We start from the raw sequence: 17,651 nt of genomic DNA, 5'->3' as shown, positions 1-17,651 counted from the left end.
CTGTGATTTTTTATGCAATTACTAGTGGAGCATACCTGCGAAATCAACACCACGATGCTGTGCGATGTGCTGATAAGATCAAACGCAAGATGACCTCACCAAAATACCCTAAATTCAATAGGCATCCATCAAACCTTTATTTAAGCGAACATTCATGTTGCCAATACCTGCACGACCGATCATCAAGAAAACGGTTTATGAACTCCTACAGCAAACAGCTCTTAATGTAAGTAACTGGTCCATCAAACAAAATGGCGACCAAATAGAGAATCCCAAGAACAATATCGGTCGGAATACGATGTGGTCGTTTGTAGGCGAGCCATCTGAACCGATTGTTCTGTGCATCTGGTATAAAGATGTCGATTGGAGTGCAACGCCCCCAATTTATAAGGGTAATGAGCGCACTTTTCAGGCACAGTTAAATGACCTTAATACTCGTAAAGGCAATAACGGTATAAGCCGCCTAACCGTCAAATTACAACGTTCTAGTGCATTTCATCAGGCCATTTATCAAGCATATAAAAATACATGCTGCGTACGGTTAATATTGGTTGATGGTGAGCAGATTGACATAGAAGATGCCGCAGACGAAGCGTCAAAAGTAACCGCCCGAATTCTTGACTCAGAGACTTGGTACGTTCACGAAATGAATAGCGATAATGGCGACTACACCATCGCTCGCGGTGTATTACCCCCGCCAAGACCAAGTGAACAGCTAAAAGAGGAGCTTACGGATCCGCTCAATGATCCGGCTTTCCAGACTTATCTAGCAACGCTTTCCGACACAGAACGAGATGCGATGGTCAAGACTCGGGTTTGCCAAGGCAAATTTAGAGATAGATTGATTGAACGATGGAAAACGTGTTCAGTCACTGGTTGCGGTATCACAGAGATTTTGATTGCCAGTCACATCAGACCTTGGAGCAAATGCGAAACCGCTGAACAGCGCCTGAGTCCTGCAAATGGATTGTTGCTTGTGCCCAATTTAGATAAGCTCTTTGACTCTGGTTTTATCAGCTTTGACGATAACTATCGTATTATTTTCAGCTCGAGATTAAAGCTGGACTTCGCTCTTCAGTTGTCAGTCAATCAAAACATGCGTCTACGCAAAAATAATCATGTTGATATGCTCCCCTACTTACAATGGCACCGTGAGCATGTACTACTAAAATAACCTTTTACTGCGGGTTAGGTTTATCAACCCGCGCGGATTGCAATTTGTAATGCTGGAGTCGGATTGGCGGGTTACGCCCAAAGGCTAATCCGCACTACGATATTGATGTATTTGATTGTAGCCTTTTATTCATAATGCTTAGGTAGCAATACATCGACTAAAGAATAAATCTCGTTGATCTGCGCTAGATCCCTTGTATCAAGCCGAGCGAGGAACAAGCGGCAAGGAGGTTTCGGCGGGGTCTGTTTTGTTAAACCCCGCCGCCTTGCCGATTGTCCGCAGCGAGGGCATCCGGCGTAGCCGGACGCAGATACAGGGCGGCCTTCTTTTGCTGACTTTTCTTGGCCGTCCAAGAAAAGTCAGTGCCGCGCGGCACTAGCGCGACAATCGCGATTAGAATGTTGAGGCTTCAAATTAATCGCAGCGCTTTCATCAATACAAATTTTAATTAATTAAGTAGGTATACGAATGTAGTCATTGATCAAAAATGTCTCCATCCATATACCCATTAAATCAAGGTAAACATAATGACCAGTCGTAATGAACAACTCTTTGAATCTGCCAAAAAACACATCCCCGGCGGGGTGAATTCTCCGGTGCGGGCTTTTGGCTCGGTCGGTGGTACGCCGCGCTTTTTTAAGAAAGGCGTTGGCGCTTATGTTTGGGATGCCGATGATAAGAAATACATCGACTACGTTGGCTCTTGGGGCCCGTTGATTCTTGGCCACGCGCACCCTGCGGTGATTGATGCGGTGGTCAATACCGCCAGAAACGGCATGAGTTTTGGCGCGCCGACTGAGGGCGAAGTCGAATTGGCTGACTTGCTATGCCAAATGTTGCCATCACTGGAGCAAGTTCGTCTCGTTTCCAGCGGTACCGAAGCGACAATGAGCGCAATTCGTCTCGCGCGCGGCTTTACGGGCCGCGATAAATTGGTCAAATTCGAAGGCTGCTACCACGGCCACGCTGATAGCTTGCTGGTGAAAGCGGGTTCTGGTTTGTTGACGTTTGGCAACCCCTCTTCAGCTGGCGTTCCGGCGGCGGTTGCGGCCGACACGATTGTGTTGCCATATAACGATGTTGCCGCGCTAGAGGCGCTATTTGCAGATAACGGTGGCGAAATTGCTGCGATCATCGTCGAACCGATTGCTGGAAATATGAATATGGTGCTGCCAAGTGCCGAGTTTGTTGCCGCGATGCGTAATCTCACTACGCAGCATGGCGCGGTGCTGATTTACGATGAAGTGATGACTGGGTTTCGCGTTGGGTTGCAATGCACGCAAGGCCTGCATGGTATTACCCCAGATTTGACTTGCTTGGGTAAAGTCGTGGGTGGCGGAATGCCGCTCGCGGCCTTTGGCGGGCGTGCCGATATCATGGCGTTTTTGGCGCCACTTGGCCCTGTGTATCAGGCTGGCACTTTATCGGGAAATCCGGTGGCTGTTTCTGCAGGATTGGCGACGTTAGCCGAAATTAGCAAGCCTGGCTTCTTTGAGAGCTTAAGCGCACAAACGGCGAAATTTGTCGCGGGATTGAATGAGATCGGCGCAGATCACGGATTATGTGCGCAGTCGGTCGGCGGTATGTTTGGCGTGTATTTCGCCGAAGTTGTGCCAACGTCATTTGCTGATGTAATGGCTTCTGATCGCACTCGTTTTAATGCGTTTTTCCATGCGATGCTGGATCTCGGTGTTTATTTGGCGCCATCGGCATTTGAGGCTGGCTTTGTGTCGGCCGCGCATAGCGATGCTGATATTGCTGCGACTTTGGCAGCGGCTAAGTTGGCTTTGGCACAATGCTAAACGGTGCGGCGGTAGACGCAGCCATCACGCCATTGGCGGTGCAATTTGAAGGTCAGCAGCTCGTTGGTAGCGCCCATCTGCCAGCTGGCGCGCAGCACGCGGTGCTGATGCTGCATGGCTTTACTGGCAATCGAATTGAATTTACTTACTTTTTCGTGATGCTGTCGCGCATTCTGGCTGCGCGGGGTATTGCGGTGTTTCGCTTTGATTTTCTGGGTTGTGGCGAAAGTGATGGTGAGTTTGCTGATTTAACCTTGGCCAGCCAAGTGGCGCAGACGCAGCATTTGCTGGCGAATTTGGCGCAAACTTATCCACACTATACGCGGCATTTAATGGGCTTTAGTATGGGGGGTATGGTTGCACTGCAAGCGGCTATGAATGCGCCTGATGATATACACTCAATCTCATTACTTGCCCCCGCAGCGAATATGGCGCAATTGGTCGAGAGTATCGCAGTGGCTAATCCTGCTGCGCCACGTGCTGATTGTGTGGACTTTTTGGCGCTGGAAATTAGCCAAGCTTTTCGCGATGAGCTGGCACAATTTGCGCCCTTTTCGGGCTTGGCAACGCTCAGTCTACCCACGCTGATTGTGCATGGCGAGGCTGATTTAGCCGTGCCAGTGGCGGTCGGCGAGCAAGTCGCCGCGTGTTTGCCAAGTGCGATATTTGAAGCTTGGCCAGAAGCGGATCACGCTTTTTCACGCGTTGAGCATCGCCAGCGGCTTGGTGAGCGTTTGGCGGATTTTGTGTTGAGCCAGTGATGTACGATTAAGCATGCCGTTGCATGGCATAAAAAAAGCCCGATTTCTAGAAACCGGGCTTTTTGCTTTGTTTGCTAATTTTATTTGCCGTAGCAAGCTTTCAGTTGCGCGTAGTCGTAGAAATAACTATTAGCCGCTAGTTTGGCGCTATCGCATTTGGCCATAAAGTCGGTTTCTTTTTCGTTGTACAGCATTTTAACAATCACTTTACCTGCCGCATTGCGATAAACATCCCATTGCATATTGGCGGCCATTGGCGAGACATAATCACCGCGCCATGGATTGTTTTTGTAGCTAAAGGTTTCGGCCTTAGGCACTTGTTGCATTACCTTTTTCAGACCCATGCGTGATGCAAATGGGGCGACGATTTCGGCGTGGGCAAAACGCAACTTAGCCGCATTGCCCAGATTGTTGGCTGCAATTGCATCCATTTCTTTGAAGAAGTCATCAAACAACATTTGCGACATCTTGTACGTCACATCTCCTTTTTCAGTCATGCCTGGACCTTTGTCGTAAAAGTCAGAAGCATCATTGAGTTCAGCAAAGAAGCGCGCTTGTTCGGCAGGCATATAGCGAGAGAAATCAACGCCCGCTTCAGTGCGCATCGCTGGTGCAATGACATACAACTCATACAACAAAGACGCAGCATCGGCGGTTGATGCAATCTTCGTTTCACCATCACCGCTCAGTGTCGTTGGTGCAGTGCATTTGCCATCTGCACTGCTGAACGTGAATGAGCCTGTGTTGGCAAAGCTATAGCTACCATTTTCGACTTTATCCACAAAGGCTTTGCTGAATAGGCGCTCTAATATCTGACGGCCTTTGGCCTTTGCTTCTGCGGTATTAAACAAGCCTTCTTGTTTTGCGATCAAATCAGCGTCTTTTTTGAAGGCTTGATAGGCAAGGCTGGCTTGATAAGTCGCATAAAATGGGCTGTCGACGTTACTCACGAGATCCGTCTTGGCGACGAGTTTATGGAAATACAATTGGAAACGATCGGTACCCGCTGCTTGTGGAACGGCAGTGCCTTTATCTGGGAATGGACCCGGTGCAGCAGGATAGCTGAGTAAGTTACTGAGTTTAGGCTGAGTTGTTTTTAGTGATTGTGCAAAGAAATTGCCACTGTCTACCGCACGGTCAACGCCAGAAGTTACCACTTGAACTTTACGTGCTGCTGTTGCGTCATCTGCGACTTGCTTCCAGAAATCAGGCATACGGTTAAGCATACGTACGGCAAGTTGCTTATGCTCATTAATGCCGACTTGGGTTAGGTTGCCATAACCCGGTTGAGTGATACCCTCAACGCCACAGCCAAGCAAGAAATTGGCTTTCATGATTTTGAGTGTGTCTTCGCCGAGTTTTTCACCCAATGGCGTGAGCGCCCCTTCTGCTTTGGCCTTACTCCACATATTGTGAATCGCCAAATCGTATTTCAGACTCGACAGGCCACGTGAACCATGGCGGGCAAGCATTTGAGTGTAAACCGGTGTAAACCCAGCGGGTGCTTTTTCATAGCTGCTTGGGTCTTGCTGTGGGCGATAGGGCGATTTGGTTTGGTAATAACGATCGGTCATCGTCATGGCAGCCAAAATGGCTTTCGGGTCTGCACTGCTGCCTGCTAGGGCTAGATTTTCGCGAATGCGTTTGATGCCATCATCAGATGCGTTTTTTAATGCTGCAGCAACAACGGCGTCTTTTTCGATATTAAAGTCGCTGAGTAATTGTTCACGCGTTACACCCACGGCAATCGCCACTTTTGCTTTGGCATCGGCAAAAGACAAAGCATTGTTTTCCATTTCTGCCACGATAGAGCTTGAGTGCAGGCTAACGGTTGATGTTGCTTCTTTCGGTGCTCGCAAGACAATTCGGGAGGTGACTTTGGATTCCGTGTTGGTGGTAGGATCAAATTCCGTCGCATCAGTGCCGATCTCTGCCGTAATTGAGGCGTTGCTACCTGCCAATGAAAACTGGCCATTTTTATCGCTACGAGTGCTCACTTCGTTTTCATCACAACGCGCATTATTGTTGCTATCTAGGCAGACTTTGGCGTTACGGAAGTAGCTACCCAGCACTTTGCCAGTGATTACTTGTGGCGTTGCAGTAGGCGCCGCTGTAGGCGCGGGCGTGACTGATAGTACAGAGTCGCTACTGCCACCACAGGCAGATAACAGTAGAGCGATAGCACAGGCACTGCTCGGTAGCAGTGAATGGCGCGATGATTTGAGGCGATCACGAAGCAACATGATGAAACCATTGTAATTTAAGGGAGGGCAAATCTTACGAGTTGTGCGTTACCTTATGATGACGATAATATTAAATTGTAAGGATCAGGTGTCAGCAATGCGCCAACTTGGCAACGATGCAATGAAGTGGCTTTGTTGGGTTGCAGATTGTGCAAGCTTGACTGTTGCTGCGTGAATGTGGCGATTGCAGGGGGAATCTAGGCTATAACGAATGATAAAAAAAAGGGGCACGTAATGAGCGAAACTAAATTAAAGCGTACCAGCTGGCGGGGGGCGATTTTGCTGGAAGGCACTGAGCCCTTGATGGTGAAAGTAACGCAAGCGAGTGAAAGTCAGCTTGAGCTAACCTCCCCTACCGCCTTGCCAACCAATGTGGTGATGCGTTTTTATCTGGATGTACTTGATACTTCGCGCAAAAGCCATGAGTACATCCCGATGAAAGTCAAAGTGATGGAGTCAATTCTGGTGGCCAGTGCGCATATTTTTCGTAGCAAACTAAAAATAAGCCAGATTGATGACAAGCCTTTGACGATGTTGAAAACTGCGCTTGATGCAATCAATTAGCCGATATTACGACCAATTGATTGCTTTTGATGAGTTTTAGCGTAAATTTTTCGCGATGAATTGCCCAATCAGTTGAATTTCTGGCAAGCAAACCGAGTGTTGAATCGGGTAAGTATGCCAATCCACCGCCACCCCCAGATTTGTTACATATTCTTTAGCGCTTTGTCCCAATGAAATCCCGACTACTGGATCGTGGCTGCCGTGTGCTGCCAAAAGCGGTGTTGCTTGATTGACGGCGATGCTGTCTGCTGTGAGCAAAGACTCTGCGGGTAAGTAAGTCGACAAAGCCACAATCCCAGCTAGCTTTTCTGGATGCGTTAAACCTGCGGTATAGGCAATCGCGCCGCCTTGGGAAAAGCCTGCCAGCACGATACGGTCGCTTGGGATGCCTTTGGCGTTTTCAGCTGCGATTAAATCGCGGATCGATTGCATCGATTGCTGCACACCGGCGATATCGGCTTGGCGGCTAATCTGGTCGAAATGCACGATGTCATACCAAGCACGCATCACATAGCCGTTATTGCACGTGATCGGCATCATCGGCGCATGTGGAAAAATAAACCGCACCGCCAAATCATCGGGCAAGCCCAATTCCGGCACGATGCCCGCAAAATCATTGCCATCCGCACCCAAGCCATGCAGCCAGATGACCGAAGCGGTCGGGTTCGGAGCGGTTTCGAGGGTGACGCAAGGCAATGCACTCATGATGGATTCTCGTATTAGACAATGAATAATTTTTTCAGACCGCCATGCTAACAAAAACTGATGATTTTACTAGCGTGGGCAGGTGTGAAAATGAGTGGTTTAGGGGTATTTGAATGTGGCTTATTATTAATATAGCTTGTTGCAATATACCCCGACCAAATAAAAACGCCCTCTCTGTGAGAAGGCGTTTTTTGGTGTTCAATCAGCTTATTCAGCTTTCAAATCAGCCAACATCGTTTGCAATTCGCCGCTGGCGTAGAGTTCTTTCATGATGTCCGAACCGCCAACAAATTCGCCCTTGATGTAGAGCTGTGGAATTGTTGGCCAGTTGGCGAATTCTTTGATGCCTTGGCGAATGTCTTGGTCAGCCAATACGTTCACTGCAGCAAAATTCACGCCACAGTTTTTCAGGATTTGCACTGCGCCTGATGAGAAACCGCATTGTGGGAATGAAGGCGTGCCTTTCATGTACAACACCACAGCGTTTTCGGTTACTTGTTGGCGAATTGTGTCTTGGATGCTCATGATGATGCTCACAAAGGTTGATAGATTTAGTCGGGTATTGTAAGCCGATGCTGAACAGGCGGCAAGTGGAACACCGCCCGAATCCGGCTTTGATATTTGCCGTTTATCACATATAAAAATAAGGAACTCATTCAATAGATGACCCCAATCATGATGAATTGGCAGCAACATGGCGCGTACAGTTTGGATTGGCAAGGCGATGTACTGGTGGCTCAGTATGTGGGCGCGTGGAATGAAGTTGCGGCTAAAGCGATGCATGAAGAAGCCGCCGCGCTGTGGCTGCCGCGCCAAGGTAAACCGTGGGCTTTATTGAGCGACGCTCGAACTTGGGAAGGCGGCACGCCGGAAACATTTGAAATCTGGTGGCAGTTTTTTGCGGATGGTGTCGCACATGGCATGCAGGCGGTCACGGATGTTTTGCCGTCCCATTTTCATACCTTGATGGTGCGCTCTTTGGCTGAGCGAGCCAGCCAATTAACGACGTATAAAAATAGCCAAACGATGGACGAGGCCTACGCTTGGCTTGCCGAGCAAGGTTTTAAAACGGCTTAAGCACCGCGCCAAACCCCGCCACTCACCCTATCGTTGTCGCCTAAGTCTCGCCAGGTTTGGACTTCTGTATATCCAGCAGTTTGCAAAATTTCGCGGCAAGCGGCGCCTTGATCCCAACCGTGTTCGAGCAGTAACCATGCGCCGGCGACGAGATGGTGTTTGGCTTGGCTGATGATGCAGCTTAAATGCAGCAAACCATTGCCGCCATCGGTCAGAGCACCGCTGGGTTCAAAGCGCAAATCACCTTGGCTCAGATGACTATCGTTGACTTCAATATAAGGAGGATTGCTGACGATTAAATCAAATTCCTCACCGACAACGGCATTGAGCCAATCGGACTGCATAAAGTGGATATCGGCCTGCAAGGCGGCGGCATTGTGTGTCGCGACGGCCAAAGCATCAAGCGAAATATCCAGTGCGGCGACGCTTAAATCGGGGCGTTCGAGTTTGAGCGTAATCGGAATACAGCCCGAGCCCGTACCCAAATCAATGACCCGCGCAGCGTGTGGCGCTCGTGCTAAGGCTAATTCAACGATCAATTCGGTATCTGGGCGTGGAATCAATACGGCGGGCGTCACGGTAAAATCGCGGCCATAAAACTCACGAACGCCCAAAATATAGGCAATCGGTTCGCCAGCGCGGCGACGTGCAGCAAGTGATTCAAACATTGCTGTGTGTTCGTCACTCGCGATATCGGTGTCGTGCGTAATCAGCCAAGCGCGGTTTTTCTGCACGATATGCAGAAGTAAAACTTGCGCGTCAAAACGTTCAATTTGGCTGCTTTGGATCAGTTCACGATAAGTAGGCATCGGCTTACATCAAGAAAATGGTCGCTAGACCCAAGAAGATAAAGAAGCCCAAACTATCAGTCAGTGCGGTAATCATGACGGATGAGCCATAGGCCGGATCGCGGCCGAATTTTTGCATGGTGAGCGGTACAAACAAACCGACCAAAGCGGCGACCAGCATATTGAGCATCATCGCCCCCATCATCACCAAGCCTAAATCCCACTTGCCATACAGCGCCCATGCCATTACGCCCAGCACCGCGCCCCACATCGTGCCGTTGATGACCGCAATGCCGAGTTCTTTCAGTAGCAAAACACGGGTGTGCGAGGGTTGAATTTGGCCGAGCGCCAAGCCGCGAATAATCAGCGTGGTGGTTTGCGTGCCGGTATTGCCGCCGATGCCCGATACAATCGGCATTAACGCAGCCAGCGCGACCAAGTGCGCGATGGTGTCTTCAAACGCGCCGATCACGCGGCTGGCGATAAAGGCGGTGCAAATATTAATCGCCAACCACGGCCAGCGGTTTTTAACCGCTTTGCCGACGCTAGAAAATAGATCTTCTTCTTTCAAACCGGCTAGCGACAGGACTTCAGCTTCGGATTCTTCACGAATCACGTCGACCATTTGATCGACGGTGAGACGGCCGATGACTTTGTGATTGCTATCCACCACGGGCGCAGACACCAAGTCATAACGCTCAAACGCTTGTGCGGCTTCGCCGGCATCGTCAAAGGGCTGGAACACAACGACGTCGTCGGCCATTTTATCTTCGACGTATAAATCGGGATCGCTTACTAATAATGTATTAAGCGGCAATACCCCTTTTAAAATTTCGTTATCATCAACAACAAATAATTTATCCGTATGGGTAGGTAGCTCTTCAAAACGGCGTAGATAGCGCAGTACCACTTCAAGCTTCACGTCGGCCCGGATGGTCACCATCTCGAAATCCATCAGCGCACCGACTTGATCGTCGGTGTACGACATCGCAGATTGCACTTCGGCGCGGTCTTCTTCGTCGAGTGTGCCGAGCACGGCGCTTTGCACTTCTGACGGTAAATCGGGTACTAAGTCGGCCAGCTCATCGGTATCGAGCTGCCCTGCTGCGGCCACCATTTCGTGCGGTGCCATATCGGCGAGCAAGGATTCGCGCACCGCATCCGAGACTTCGAGCAGAATTTCACCGTCGTCGTCAGCATCGACCAAGCCCCATACCGTCAAACGATCAACGTGCGGCAGCGCTTCCAAAATATGGGCGATGTCGGCCGGATGCAGCGTGGACAGCTTCATTTGCAATTCGGTGAGGTTTTGCCGATGAACCAGTTGCTCAACTAAATCGTGCTTGGGGCCTTCTTGCTTATGCACCATGCCCTCAACCAGCTTATGCCGCTCCAGCAAGCGCGTGACTTGTTGTAGGCTTTCGAGCAAGCTTTCTTGAGGTTTGCGGCTGAGTGTGGTCATGGCTTTTGGCCTTGCGGTGAATGACGATGATTTACGGTGGCAAACCATCGCGCAAGATTGAAATTGTGCGGTGCGGCGGGAGTTTAGCACGTGAGTGCGATGCAGCGAATTACCATGGTATTTTTGCATGGTATGCTGCACGCGCCAGCCTTTTTATTGTGGAAAATGCTCAATGTCTCTGTATGCTTTGCTGCCTATCGCCTTACTCATCATTCAACTGGTGTTTATTTTGCGGGCGATTTTGCGGCCTCAGCGCGAGCCCGCTTCACGCTTTGCGTGGATTATCGTGATTGCGCTGCTGCCCGGTATGGGTGTGATTGCGTATATTTTGCTCGGTGAAACCAGTATTGGCCGCCGCCGTGTGGCACGTTTGCAGCAGGCGAAATCGGCACTTCAAACCGCTCATACACCCATCTGGCCGGCGCACATTCCAGAGCGATTTAATCAGTTATTTCAGTTTGGCCAATCGATCAATGACTTTGCTCCGGTCTCGGGCAATGCGGGGCAATTGCTGCCCGCCGATGGCTTGATTGCGGCGATGGTCGCCGATATGGATGCCGCGACTGAGCATATTCATTTGATTTTTTATATCTGGCTGACCGACCACAGCGGCTTGCAGATTGTGGAAGCGCTCAAGCGCGCCGCGGCGCGTGGTGTTGCCTGCCGCGCCATGGCCGATGGTTTGGGCTCTAGGGCCATGATAGGCTCTAAATATTGGCAAGCCATGCATGCAGCAGGCGTGCAAGTGGCAGTGGCTTTGCCAATTGGCAATCCTTTATTGCGCCCTTTTAGCGGTCGTATTGATTTACGCAATCACCGAAAAATTGTCGTGATTGATCGCCACATCACGTATTGCGGCAGCCAAAATTGCGCCGATGCTGAATTTTTAGTTAAAGCAAAATATGCGCCGTGGGTCGATGCGGTGATGCGCTTTACGGGGCCGATTGCGCAGCAAAATCACTTTTTATTCAAAAGCGACTGGATGGCGCAAACGGGTGAAGACCTCACGAGGTATTTGCAAGCGATTGAAAACCCGCATCCCGAGCAAACGCTGGTTGCCCAAGTGATTGGAACGGGCCCTGCGCAGCACTATGCAGCGATGCCCGTGATGTTTACCACGCTAATGTACGCTGCGCGCCGTGAATTGGTGATTACCACGCCTTATTTTGTGCCGGATGAGGCGATGCAAGCGGCGCTGTGTGCCGCAGCGAGACGCGGCGTGAGTACTACAGTGATTTTTCCGCAGCGTAATGATTCATGGATTGTAGAAGCGGCCAGCCATAGTTATTACGCTGATTTGCTCGCCGCAGGCGTCGAAATTTATGAGTTTGTCGGTGGCGTATTGCACACCAAATCGCTCACGCTTGACGGTGAAATGACGCTAATCGGCTCGGCCAATCTAGATCGGCGTAGTTTTGAGCTGAACTTTGAAAACAATATTCTATTTTTTGATGCGGCGCTGACTCAGCAGATGCGCGAGCGCCAACACGAATATCTGGCGCAAAGCGTGCAAGTCACCGCAGAAATGGTCGCGCAATGGTCTATCCCCCGCCGCCTTTGGAACAACACGATCGCGATGCTGGGGCCGGTGCTTTAATTGAGTGGAACGTATTGATGTTTTTACGTGCCTGCGGCACATTTTTTTACAGTCGCAGCCCGCGACGGGGACTCACTTTTCTTGCTTCGCCAAGAAAAGTAAGCAAAAGAAGGCGACCCGGGCGCGCATCGGTCCCCGATGCCCTCGATCAGTCGTGAGCCAAACGATGAAGCTTGTTTGTCTCTCTTCTTCACTCGGTGCGCTAAGACGGGATTTTTAAGCCCCTGCCCAGTCAGGGCGGCACAGCATCAACGCTAAATTTGAATATCGTCATAAAAAATAGCTCAACAGGTCGTTGAGCCGTTGGCTAATTAACTCGCCGTACCCAAATCTTCCTGCCCTTCATGTAGGCGGTTGATTTTGTAATTGATATACAGCGCAGTGAACAAGAACGTCCAGCCGCCGTGAAACCAATCGTCGTACTCTGGCGTGAGCGCCAAGACGGCATTCAAACGATTGCGCATTTGCCATGCCCACAGTAAGGCCATCACATTGCTAATCAGTGCAAACACGGTGCTAGTTAAATTCACTGCATGCTCGGGCGGCACAAAAAACGATGCCACGGTAAAGACCGCGCTCAGTCCATAGGCGGCGATGGTGCTATTCAGAAAGTTACTCGAAATCAACGGCACATTGGGGATTTGCGCCAGTTTTTGGCTTTGCTGCTGAATGTAAAACGCCGTGTAAATGCCAAGGCTAAACATACTAAAAAAATACAAACGCCAAGTACTTTGGCTTTTCATCAAGTTGATAATTTCTTTGCGATCCACTATACGTCCTTGTTGTGTCAAACCTGAGGTGATGCCTAATAAGGAAGAATCATAGCGCTTTTTGCGTAATTTAAGGAAAAACAGCCCAGTGTTTATGCATCAATAGCAAAGACATCTTGGATTGTTTTTGAATAGCGAGTCGCCTAAAAACGCGCTGATTACCTGAAAAATAGATCAGCAGCATTTACAGTTTTTGATTCGCATACACCACCATCGCATCACCTAAATAGTTCACCATTTCAGGATGATAGCCATTATGGAAAGTGGCCATATCTGCATTTTCTCGGTAAAAAATCCCCATGCCGATGTAGGCCAGTTTCGATGGCGTATAAAAGCGCGTGGCAATGGCAAAATGCTCGTCCATCAAGCTTTGCACCGCCGCATCATTAGCATCGCTAACGCCGATGTGTTGGCTTAGTTTTTTATAAAGCGCATCCCAATCGGCATGCACTTTGGGCCGATCTACGTGTGCCCAATTATTGCTGGTAGCCAAGCTGGCGGTTTGCTCTTGCTGCAAAGCTTGGCGACATTGTTCCAAATAGTCGGCGTTCAGTTGTTTCATGTTTTTTCCAATGAGTGATTAAGCCAAACACGCTTGTGCTGCAGCTCGGGCGCTGCATTCTCGGCTGCTGTAGGCGCAAACGTGGCTGCTGCCTTCGGGCGCGGTGTCGTAGCCATTGCGTAGCGCAACCAAAATCAATTGCTCGCCAAATTTGGCGGTCAGTTGCGCGACAAACGCTTTGGAAGCGTCTTGCGCAAAATCCTCGCCGGGCAGCGGATAATTTTCGGTCACGGCCAAGATGCGCTGGCGCGAATTGAGCGGTACTTCTTTGAAAAACTCCTGCGCTGCTTCGTAATCAAGACAATGCAATTGCCCTTCAGGAACGTGCAGCGACAGCTCAGCGGCGAAATATTCAAACGCAGGGATTTCCTGATTTGGGCCGATACCGCGCGGGTTGATTAGATTGGCGTAGTCATCCATCGGCGTGGTTTGGATGACGATGATTTGCTGATCGTCTTGCAGCGGTAAATTCCCTGCTTCATCATGCAGAATTTTCACCGCAGCGCTTGCTGCTGCAGCTTCAATTTCGCGATGCGCGGCCAAATCAAACGGTTGATACAACGGCATAGGCACAAGGCGCGCGAGTTTGAACGCAACGACGCGCTCGGCAATCGCGTTGATTTCGGCTTCTGCCATGCGGCCATCGTTCACCGCCGCCACAATCGCTTCGATCATCGCGATTTGGTTGTCGAGATAATTCGGGTTGTGATCGTAATGCTCTTCCGACAGCATCATCATATCGATACCGGCGTGAAATGCAGTGATCGCGGCGTCAACAGGCGCGAAATTGCGGCGAATTGCGCCCATATTCATGCTGTCGGAAATTACGATGCCTTTAAACCCAAGCTTGCCGCGTAGCACGTCTTGCAAAATCGCTTTCGACAAGGTGGCTGGGTACTGTGGATCAATCTGTGGATAACAAATATGCGAGGTCATCATCAGCTCGACGCCTGCATCAATCGCCGCTTGAAACGGCGCTAAATCTTCCACCAGCAAGGTCGCCAGCGCTTTATCCACCTGCGGAATTTCGCGGTGCGTGTCGCCCGTGGTGTCGCCGTGGCCGGGGAAATGTTTGGCACAAGCGACGATGCCGCCCTGATGCGCGCCGCTCACCGCCGCCGCGACCTGCGCCGCCACTTGGCTTGGCGTTTCGCCAAACGCCCGCGTATCGATAATCGGCGAATTAGGCTGCAAATTCACATCGGCGCACGGGCCGAGCACGCAGTTAAATCCCGCCGAGCGCATTTCTTGGCCAAATACTTGATACATCGCCTTGGTTAATTCAGTTTGATTCGCGCTACCGAGCGCCAAATTACCGGGGCCGGTGGTTGATTCCGGCGTTAACACGCTCCACGCGCCTTCTTGATCGACGCCAAGCAGTAGCGGAACAGAATTGGCGCGTTGATTAACGATCTCTGCCATCGCTTGCGTTAGCGAGCGCGCTTCGTCAAATGTCGTTGCATTGTCTTGGCTTAGATAGCAGCCACCCAAGTTATAACGCTCAATCAAAGGCTGCGCTGCAGCGGCGTCCGAGCCGGGAAAAGCCAGAATAAACAGCTGCCCCACCTTTTCTTCTAAAGACCAAGAGCGAACAATTTGTGCGGCTTGCGGCTGAAAGGCGGAAAACATGGGCAACTCCAAGAAGGGCGAGACGGATGAGGATAGCGGCGTAAAATGTCAGCAAAATGTATAGAGCTTGACTGACAATGTCAATTTAGGCCTTCCGCATTCACCGTCTGAGTTTCAAACCGCTTCGCGCATTGATTCACGCGGTGTGCCTGTGACTTGCAAACTCGCCGCCAGTGAAGCCAACACAATCAGCGCGCCGCCGAAGATCACATTTGTGCTCAATGTCTCACCTAAAATCAGCGCCGCAAACAGCGCGCCAAATACCGGCTCGGTGCCAAGCAGCAATGCAACGCGTGACGGCGTACTGCGGCGAATCGCGTAGTTTTGCGCGAAAAACGCAAACAGCGTGCAAAACAGCACCAAGAAAATCGTCGCGAGCCAAAACGTTGGCGACGTGGGTAGCGCAGGCAGGTCGCTTGGCATCAGCAAGGCGAGCAGTAAGCAACCGACCATCAATACGCCCGATTGCACCGCAGTCAGTGCCAATGTGGATAAGGCTTGGCCTGCACAGCGGCGTTTGGTTTCGACCATCATCAAGGCGCGCAATAGCGCCGCCGCCAAAATCAAAGCATCACCTAAATTGAACGCCGCATTCAAATTACTGCTCAGCAACGCCGCGCCCAACATTGCCACCAGCGCAGCGCCCATAGTGAATGAATCAGGCCGTTGTTTGAGCCGCAGCCATTCCACCAAAGGCGTCAGCACGATGCACAGCGAAATCAAAAACGCCGCATTCGCCGCCGACGTCTGCGCGATGCCGTAAGTCTCGCACAGAAAAATCGCGAGCAAAATCAATCCCAAAGGCAGACCGATCCGCAGCGCACTTTGCACTTCGGCGCTACGAAAATCCCGCAAACTCGGCAGCAACAGCGCAAATGTCAGCCCAAAGCGCAAAGCCAAAAAGCCCAACACTGGATAATAAATCAACGCCATCTTCGCCACGCCATAACTACAGCCCCAGACGAGAGCAACGGCAAACAGCATCAATTCGGGCAAAGGTAAGCGGTGGCGCATGGAGGTCTCAATGGAAAAGTTTAAAACAATGTTCTGTAGCGAAGCTGTGCGCGTCCGGGTCGCCTTTCTTTTCCACCCTTTTCTTTGGCGACGCAAAGAAAAGGGTGTCCCCGTCGCGGACTGCGACTGCAAAAATAGTCGTGCCAAAGGCACTAAAAATCCAATACCACCATTATCAATTTATACTCAGAAACTGATAATCCACCTCACAGACATAGGACTTATGCGCCATGAGCACGAATGATCGATTGTTCGCCTTGCTGCCTGATTTGGCGGTGCTGGTGAAAGTGGTGGAAAGCGGGAGTTTTTCGGCGGCGGCGCGGGGGCTGAACTGCACGCCATCGAGCGTGAGCCGACAAATTTCGCGGCTAGAGGCCGCGCTGAAGGTGCAATTATTTGTCCGCACCACGCGGACGCTGCGGCTGTCGGAAGCGGGGCAATCCATCGCGCAACACGCGGCCGACATGCTGGCCGCCGCCCGCGCCGCCGCTGCGGTCAGCGATGTGCGCGCTGCGCCGCAAGGATTGGTGCGGCTGTCTGCGCCCAAGGCGTTTAGCAAACAAGTGATTCAGCCGCTGCTCGGCGCGTTTTTGCGCCAGTATCCGGCGGTGAATGTGCAGCTCATCGTCACCGACCGCCTCACCGACCTGCTGCAAGAAGACATCGATCTAGCGATCCGCATCACCGATCAACCGCCCGAAGGCCTGATCGCCAAAGCGCTGATGCCGATTGAGCAAGTCTTGGTGGCATCGAGTGGGTATCTACAGCAACGCGGCATACCACAATCGCCAGCGGAGCTTACCCAGCATGATTGTATTTATCTGGGTGAACACGCCAACGATAATCGTTGGGTATTGCGCCAAGGCGACGTCAGCCACAGCGTTGTCGTGAGCGGGCGTTTCGTCGCCAACCACACCGAAATCCGCCTCGCCGCCGCGCTCGACGACTGGGGCATCGCCAGCCTACCCCTCTTCACCGCCCAAGCCGCGCTGGCCGATGGACGCCTCACGCGAGTCCTCCCCAACTGGCAACTCCAAACCGCCTACCAAGGCACCGCGTATTTGCTCTATCCACCGAATCGCTACCTAGCGCCGAAGGTGAGGGTGTTGGTGGATTGGTTGGTGTTGAGCTTTGACAATATCGCGAAAAATTCGCGTAATTAGGCTTACATTTTGTAGGGCAAAGGCATAAGATATGAAGCCGATGAACGGTAGATTATTGCCTGCTGCTGAACAGGGCTCGCACCCTCAGGGTGCACGAGTTTACAGTCGCAATCCGCGACGGGGACTTACTTCTCTTGCTTCGCCAAGAGAAGTAAGCAAGAGAAGGCGACCCGGGCGCGCCCAGCTCCGCTGTGCCCTCGGTCAGTCGTGAGCCAAACGATAAAACTGTTTGTCTCTCTCCCTCATTCGGGGCGCTTAGACGGGATTTTAAGCCCCAGCCCAACGAGCGCGGCATAGCATTAATCTGGGTCTCTGGGCGAGAACGATATAAAAATATTAC

General features: G+C 51.1%; 16 protein-coding genes. 7 read left to right on the top strand and 9 right to left on the bottom strand.

From position 1 onward, the window contains the following. Positions 1-154 precede the first annotated feature (154 nt). The 3 genes from K4H28_RS14350 to K4H28_RS14340 all read left to right on the top strand — a co-directional run bounded on the left by K4H28_RS14350 (position 155) and on the right by K4H28_RS14340 (position 3,737). Positions 155-1,174, top strand: coding sequence for an HNH endonuclease (locus K4H28_RS14350; RefSeq protein WP_221005828.1), 1,020 nt, complete (start codon positions 155-157; stop codon positions 1,172-1,174). Positions 1,175-1,701: 527 nt separating this feature from the next. Further along, positions 1,702-2,976, top strand: a complete 1,275-nt coding sequence (gene hemL, locus K4H28_RS14345; protein WP_221005827.1) for a glutamate-1-semialdehyde 2,1-aminomutase — start codon at positions 1,702-1,704, stop codon at positions 2,974-2,976. Continuing rightward, positions 2,970-3,737, top strand: coding sequence for an alpha/beta hydrolase family protein (locus tag K4H28_RS14340; RefSeq protein ID WP_221005826.1), 768 nt, complete (start codon positions 2,970-2,972; stop codon positions 3,735-3,737). The genes hemL and K4H28_RS14340 overlap by 7 nt, the downstream gene beginning before the upstream one ends. 80 nt (positions 3,738-3,817) lie before the next feature. Here K4H28_RS14340 and K4H28_RS14335 read toward each other — a convergent pair whose 3' ends face one another. Beyond that, entirely contained in the window at positions 3,818-5,980 is a 2,163-nt protein-coding gene (locus K4H28_RS14335; protein ID WP_221005825.1) for a histidine phosphatase family protein, read from the bottom strand. Between the two features lie 234 nt (positions 5,981-6,214). Between K4H28_RS14335 and K4H28_RS14330 the strand changes: the two genes are divergently transcribed. Next, entirely contained in the window at positions 6,215-6,544 is a 330-nt protein-coding gene (locus K4H28_RS14330) for a hypothetical protein (RefSeq protein ID WP_221005824.1), read from the top strand. A gap of 36 nt (positions 6,545-6,580) precedes the next feature. On the opposite strand, the gene K4H28_RS14325 is transcribed toward K4H28_RS14330, so the two are convergent. Together K4H28_RS14325 and grxD are read right to left on the bottom strand one after the other, a co-directional pair. Next, a complete protein-coding gene (locus tag K4H28_RS14325) occupies positions 6,581-7,249 on the bottom strand; it encodes an alpha/beta hydrolase (protein WP_221005823.1) in 669 nt (222 codons plus the stop codon). Between the two features lie 207 nt (positions 7,250-7,456). Next, positions 7,457-7,774, bottom strand: coding sequence for a Grx4 family monothiol glutaredoxin (grxD, locus tag K4H28_RS14320; protein ID WP_221005822.1), 318 nt, complete (start codon positions 7,772-7,774; stop codon positions 7,457-7,459). Positions 7,775-7,924: 150 nt separating this feature from the next. Between grxD and K4H28_RS14315 the strand changes: the two genes are divergently transcribed. Continuing rightward, the gene (locus tag K4H28_RS14315; protein WP_221005821.1) at positions 7,925-8,326 is read left to right on the top strand and encodes a hypothetical protein; all 402 of its coding nucleotides are present in this window, start codon (positions 7,925-7,927) and stop codon (positions 8,324-8,326) included. On the opposite strand, the gene prmC is transcribed toward K4H28_RS14315, so the two are convergent. Together prmC and mgtE are read right to left on the bottom strand one after the other, a co-directional pair. Next, positions 8,323-9,135 (bottom strand): peptide chain release factor N(5)-glutamine methyltransferase, encoded by an 813-nt coding sequence (gene prmC / locus K4H28_RS14310; protein WP_221005820.1) that lies wholly within the window; start codon positions 9,133-9,135, stop codon positions 8,323-8,325. The genes K4H28_RS14315 and prmC overlap by 4 nt on opposite strands. 4 nt (positions 9,136-9,139) lie before the next feature. Further along, positions 9,140-10,576 (bottom strand): magnesium transporter, encoded by a 1,437-nt coding sequence (mgtE, locus tag K4H28_RS14305; RefSeq protein WP_221005819.1) that lies wholly within the window; start codon positions 10,574-10,576, stop codon positions 9,140-9,142. Between the two features lie 172 nt (positions 10,577-10,748). Between mgtE and cls the strand changes: the two genes are divergently transcribed. Beyond that, positions 10,749-12,173 (top strand): cardiolipin synthase, encoded by a 1,425-nt coding sequence (gene cls / locus K4H28_RS14300; protein ID WP_221005818.1) that lies wholly within the window; start codon positions 10,749-10,751, stop codon positions 12,171-12,173. 311 nt (positions 12,174-12,484) lie between these two features. On the opposite strand, the gene K4H28_RS14295 is transcribed toward cls, so the two are convergent. The 4 genes from K4H28_RS14295 to K4H28_RS14280 all read right to left on the bottom strand — a co-directional run bounded on the left by K4H28_RS14295 (position 12,485) and on the right by K4H28_RS14280 (position 16,148). Further along, on the bottom strand, positions 12,485-12,943 hold the full coding sequence (locus tag K4H28_RS14295; protein ID WP_221005817.1) for a hypothetical protein: 459 nt from the start codon (positions 12,941-12,943) through the stop codon (positions 12,485-12,487). Between the two features lie 184 nt (positions 12,944-13,127). Further along, positions 13,128-13,505 carry a TipAS antibiotic-recognition domain-containing protein gene (locus K4H28_RS14290; protein ID WP_221005816.1) on the bottom strand — a complete coding sequence of 126 codons (378 nt, stop codon included), beginning with the start codon at positions 13,503-13,505 and terminating at the stop codon, positions 13,128-13,130. Between the two features lie 18 nt (positions 13,506-13,523). Beyond that, complete coding sequence (locus tag K4H28_RS14285) at positions 13,524-15,134, bottom strand: glycoside hydrolase family 3 protein (RefSeq protein WP_221005815.1); 1,611 nt, start codon at positions 15,132-15,134, stop codon at positions 13,524-13,526. A gap of 114 nt (positions 15,135-15,248) precedes the next feature. Next, positions 15,249-16,148, bottom strand: a complete 900-nt coding sequence (locus K4H28_RS14280) for a DMT family transporter (protein ID WP_221005814.1) — start codon at positions 16,146-16,148, stop codon at positions 15,249-15,251. Between the two features lie 230 nt (positions 16,149-16,378). Between K4H28_RS14280 and K4H28_RS14275 the strand changes: the two genes are divergently transcribed. Then, positions 16,379-17,311 carry a LysR family transcriptional regulator gene (locus K4H28_RS14275; RefSeq protein WP_221005813.1) on the top strand — a complete coding sequence of 311 codons (933 nt, stop codon included), beginning with the start codon at positions 16,379-16,381 and terminating at the stop codon, positions 17,309-17,311. Positions 17,312-17,651: the final 340 nt, after the last annotated feature.

Origin of the sequence: Deefgea tanakiae, from assembly GCF_019665765.1 — a bacterium.
GTDB lineage: Bacteria > Pseudomonadota > Gammaproteobacteria > Burkholderiales > Chitinibacteraceae > Deefgea > Deefgea tanakiae.
The sequence above is the reverse complement of the archived record's forward strand: the minus strand, read 5'-3'. Positions and strand labels throughout refer to the sequence as shown.

Excerpts from the sequence above, each read along its gene's own strand:
- mgtE (WP_221005819.1), bottom strand. The coding sequence starts at position 10,576 with ATGACCACACTCAGCCGCAAACCTCAAGAAAGCTTGCTCGAAAGCCTA.
- K4H28_RS14350 (WP_221005828.1), top strand. The coding sequence starts at position 155 with ATGTTGCCAATACCTGCACGACCGATCATCAAGAAAACGGTTTATGAA.
- K4H28_RS14315 (WP_221005821.1), top strand. The coding sequence starts at position 7,925 with ATGATGAATTGGCAGCAACATGGCGCGTACAGTTTGGATTGGCAAGGC.
- K4H28_RS14275 (WP_221005813.1), top strand. The coding sequence starts at position 16,379 with ATGAGCACGAATGATCGATTGTTCGCCTTGCTGCCTGATTTGGCGGTG.
- K4H28_RS14340 (WP_221005826.1), top strand. The coding sequence starts at position 2,970 with ATGCTAAACGGTGCGGCGGTAGACGCAGCCATCACGCCATTGGCGGTG.
- cls (WP_221005818.1), top strand. The coding sequence starts at position 10,749 with ATGTCTCTGTATGCTTTGCTGCCTATCGCCTTACTCATCATTCAACTG.
- K4H28_RS14290 (WP_221005816.1), bottom strand. The coding sequence starts at position 13,505 with ATGAAACAACTGAACGCCGACTATTTGGAACAATGTCGCCAAGCTTTG.
- K4H28_RS14335 (WP_221005825.1), bottom strand. The coding sequence starts at position 5,980 with ATGTTGCTTCGTGATCGCCTCAAATCATCGCGCCATTCACTGCTACCG.
- K4H28_RS14330 (WP_221005824.1), top strand. The coding sequence starts at position 6,215 with ATGAGCGAAACTAAATTAAAGCGTACCAGCTGGCGGGGGGCGATTTTG.
- K4H28_RS14285 (WP_221005815.1), bottom strand. The coding sequence starts at position 15,134 with ATGTTTTCCGCCTTTCAGCCGCAAGCCGCACAAATTGTTCGCTCTTGG.
- K4H28_RS14280 (WP_221005814.1), bottom strand. The coding sequence starts at position 16,148 with ATGCGCCACCGCTTACCTTTGCCCGAATTGATGCTGTTTGCCGTTGCT.
- prmC (WP_221005820.1), bottom strand. The coding sequence starts at position 9,135 with ATGCCTACTTATCGTGAACTGATCCAAAGCAGCCAAATTGAACGTTTT.
- K4H28_RS14325 (WP_221005823.1), bottom strand. The coding sequence starts at position 7,249 with ATGAGTGCATTGCCTTGCGTCACCCTCGAAACCGCTCCGAACCCGACC.
- grxD (WP_221005822.1), bottom strand. The coding sequence starts at position 7,774 with ATGAGCATCCAAGACACAATTCGCCAACAAGTAACCGAAAACGCTGTG.
- hemL (WP_221005827.1), top strand. The coding sequence starts at position 1,702 with ATGACCAGTCGTAATGAACAACTCTTTGAATCTGCCAAAAAACACATC.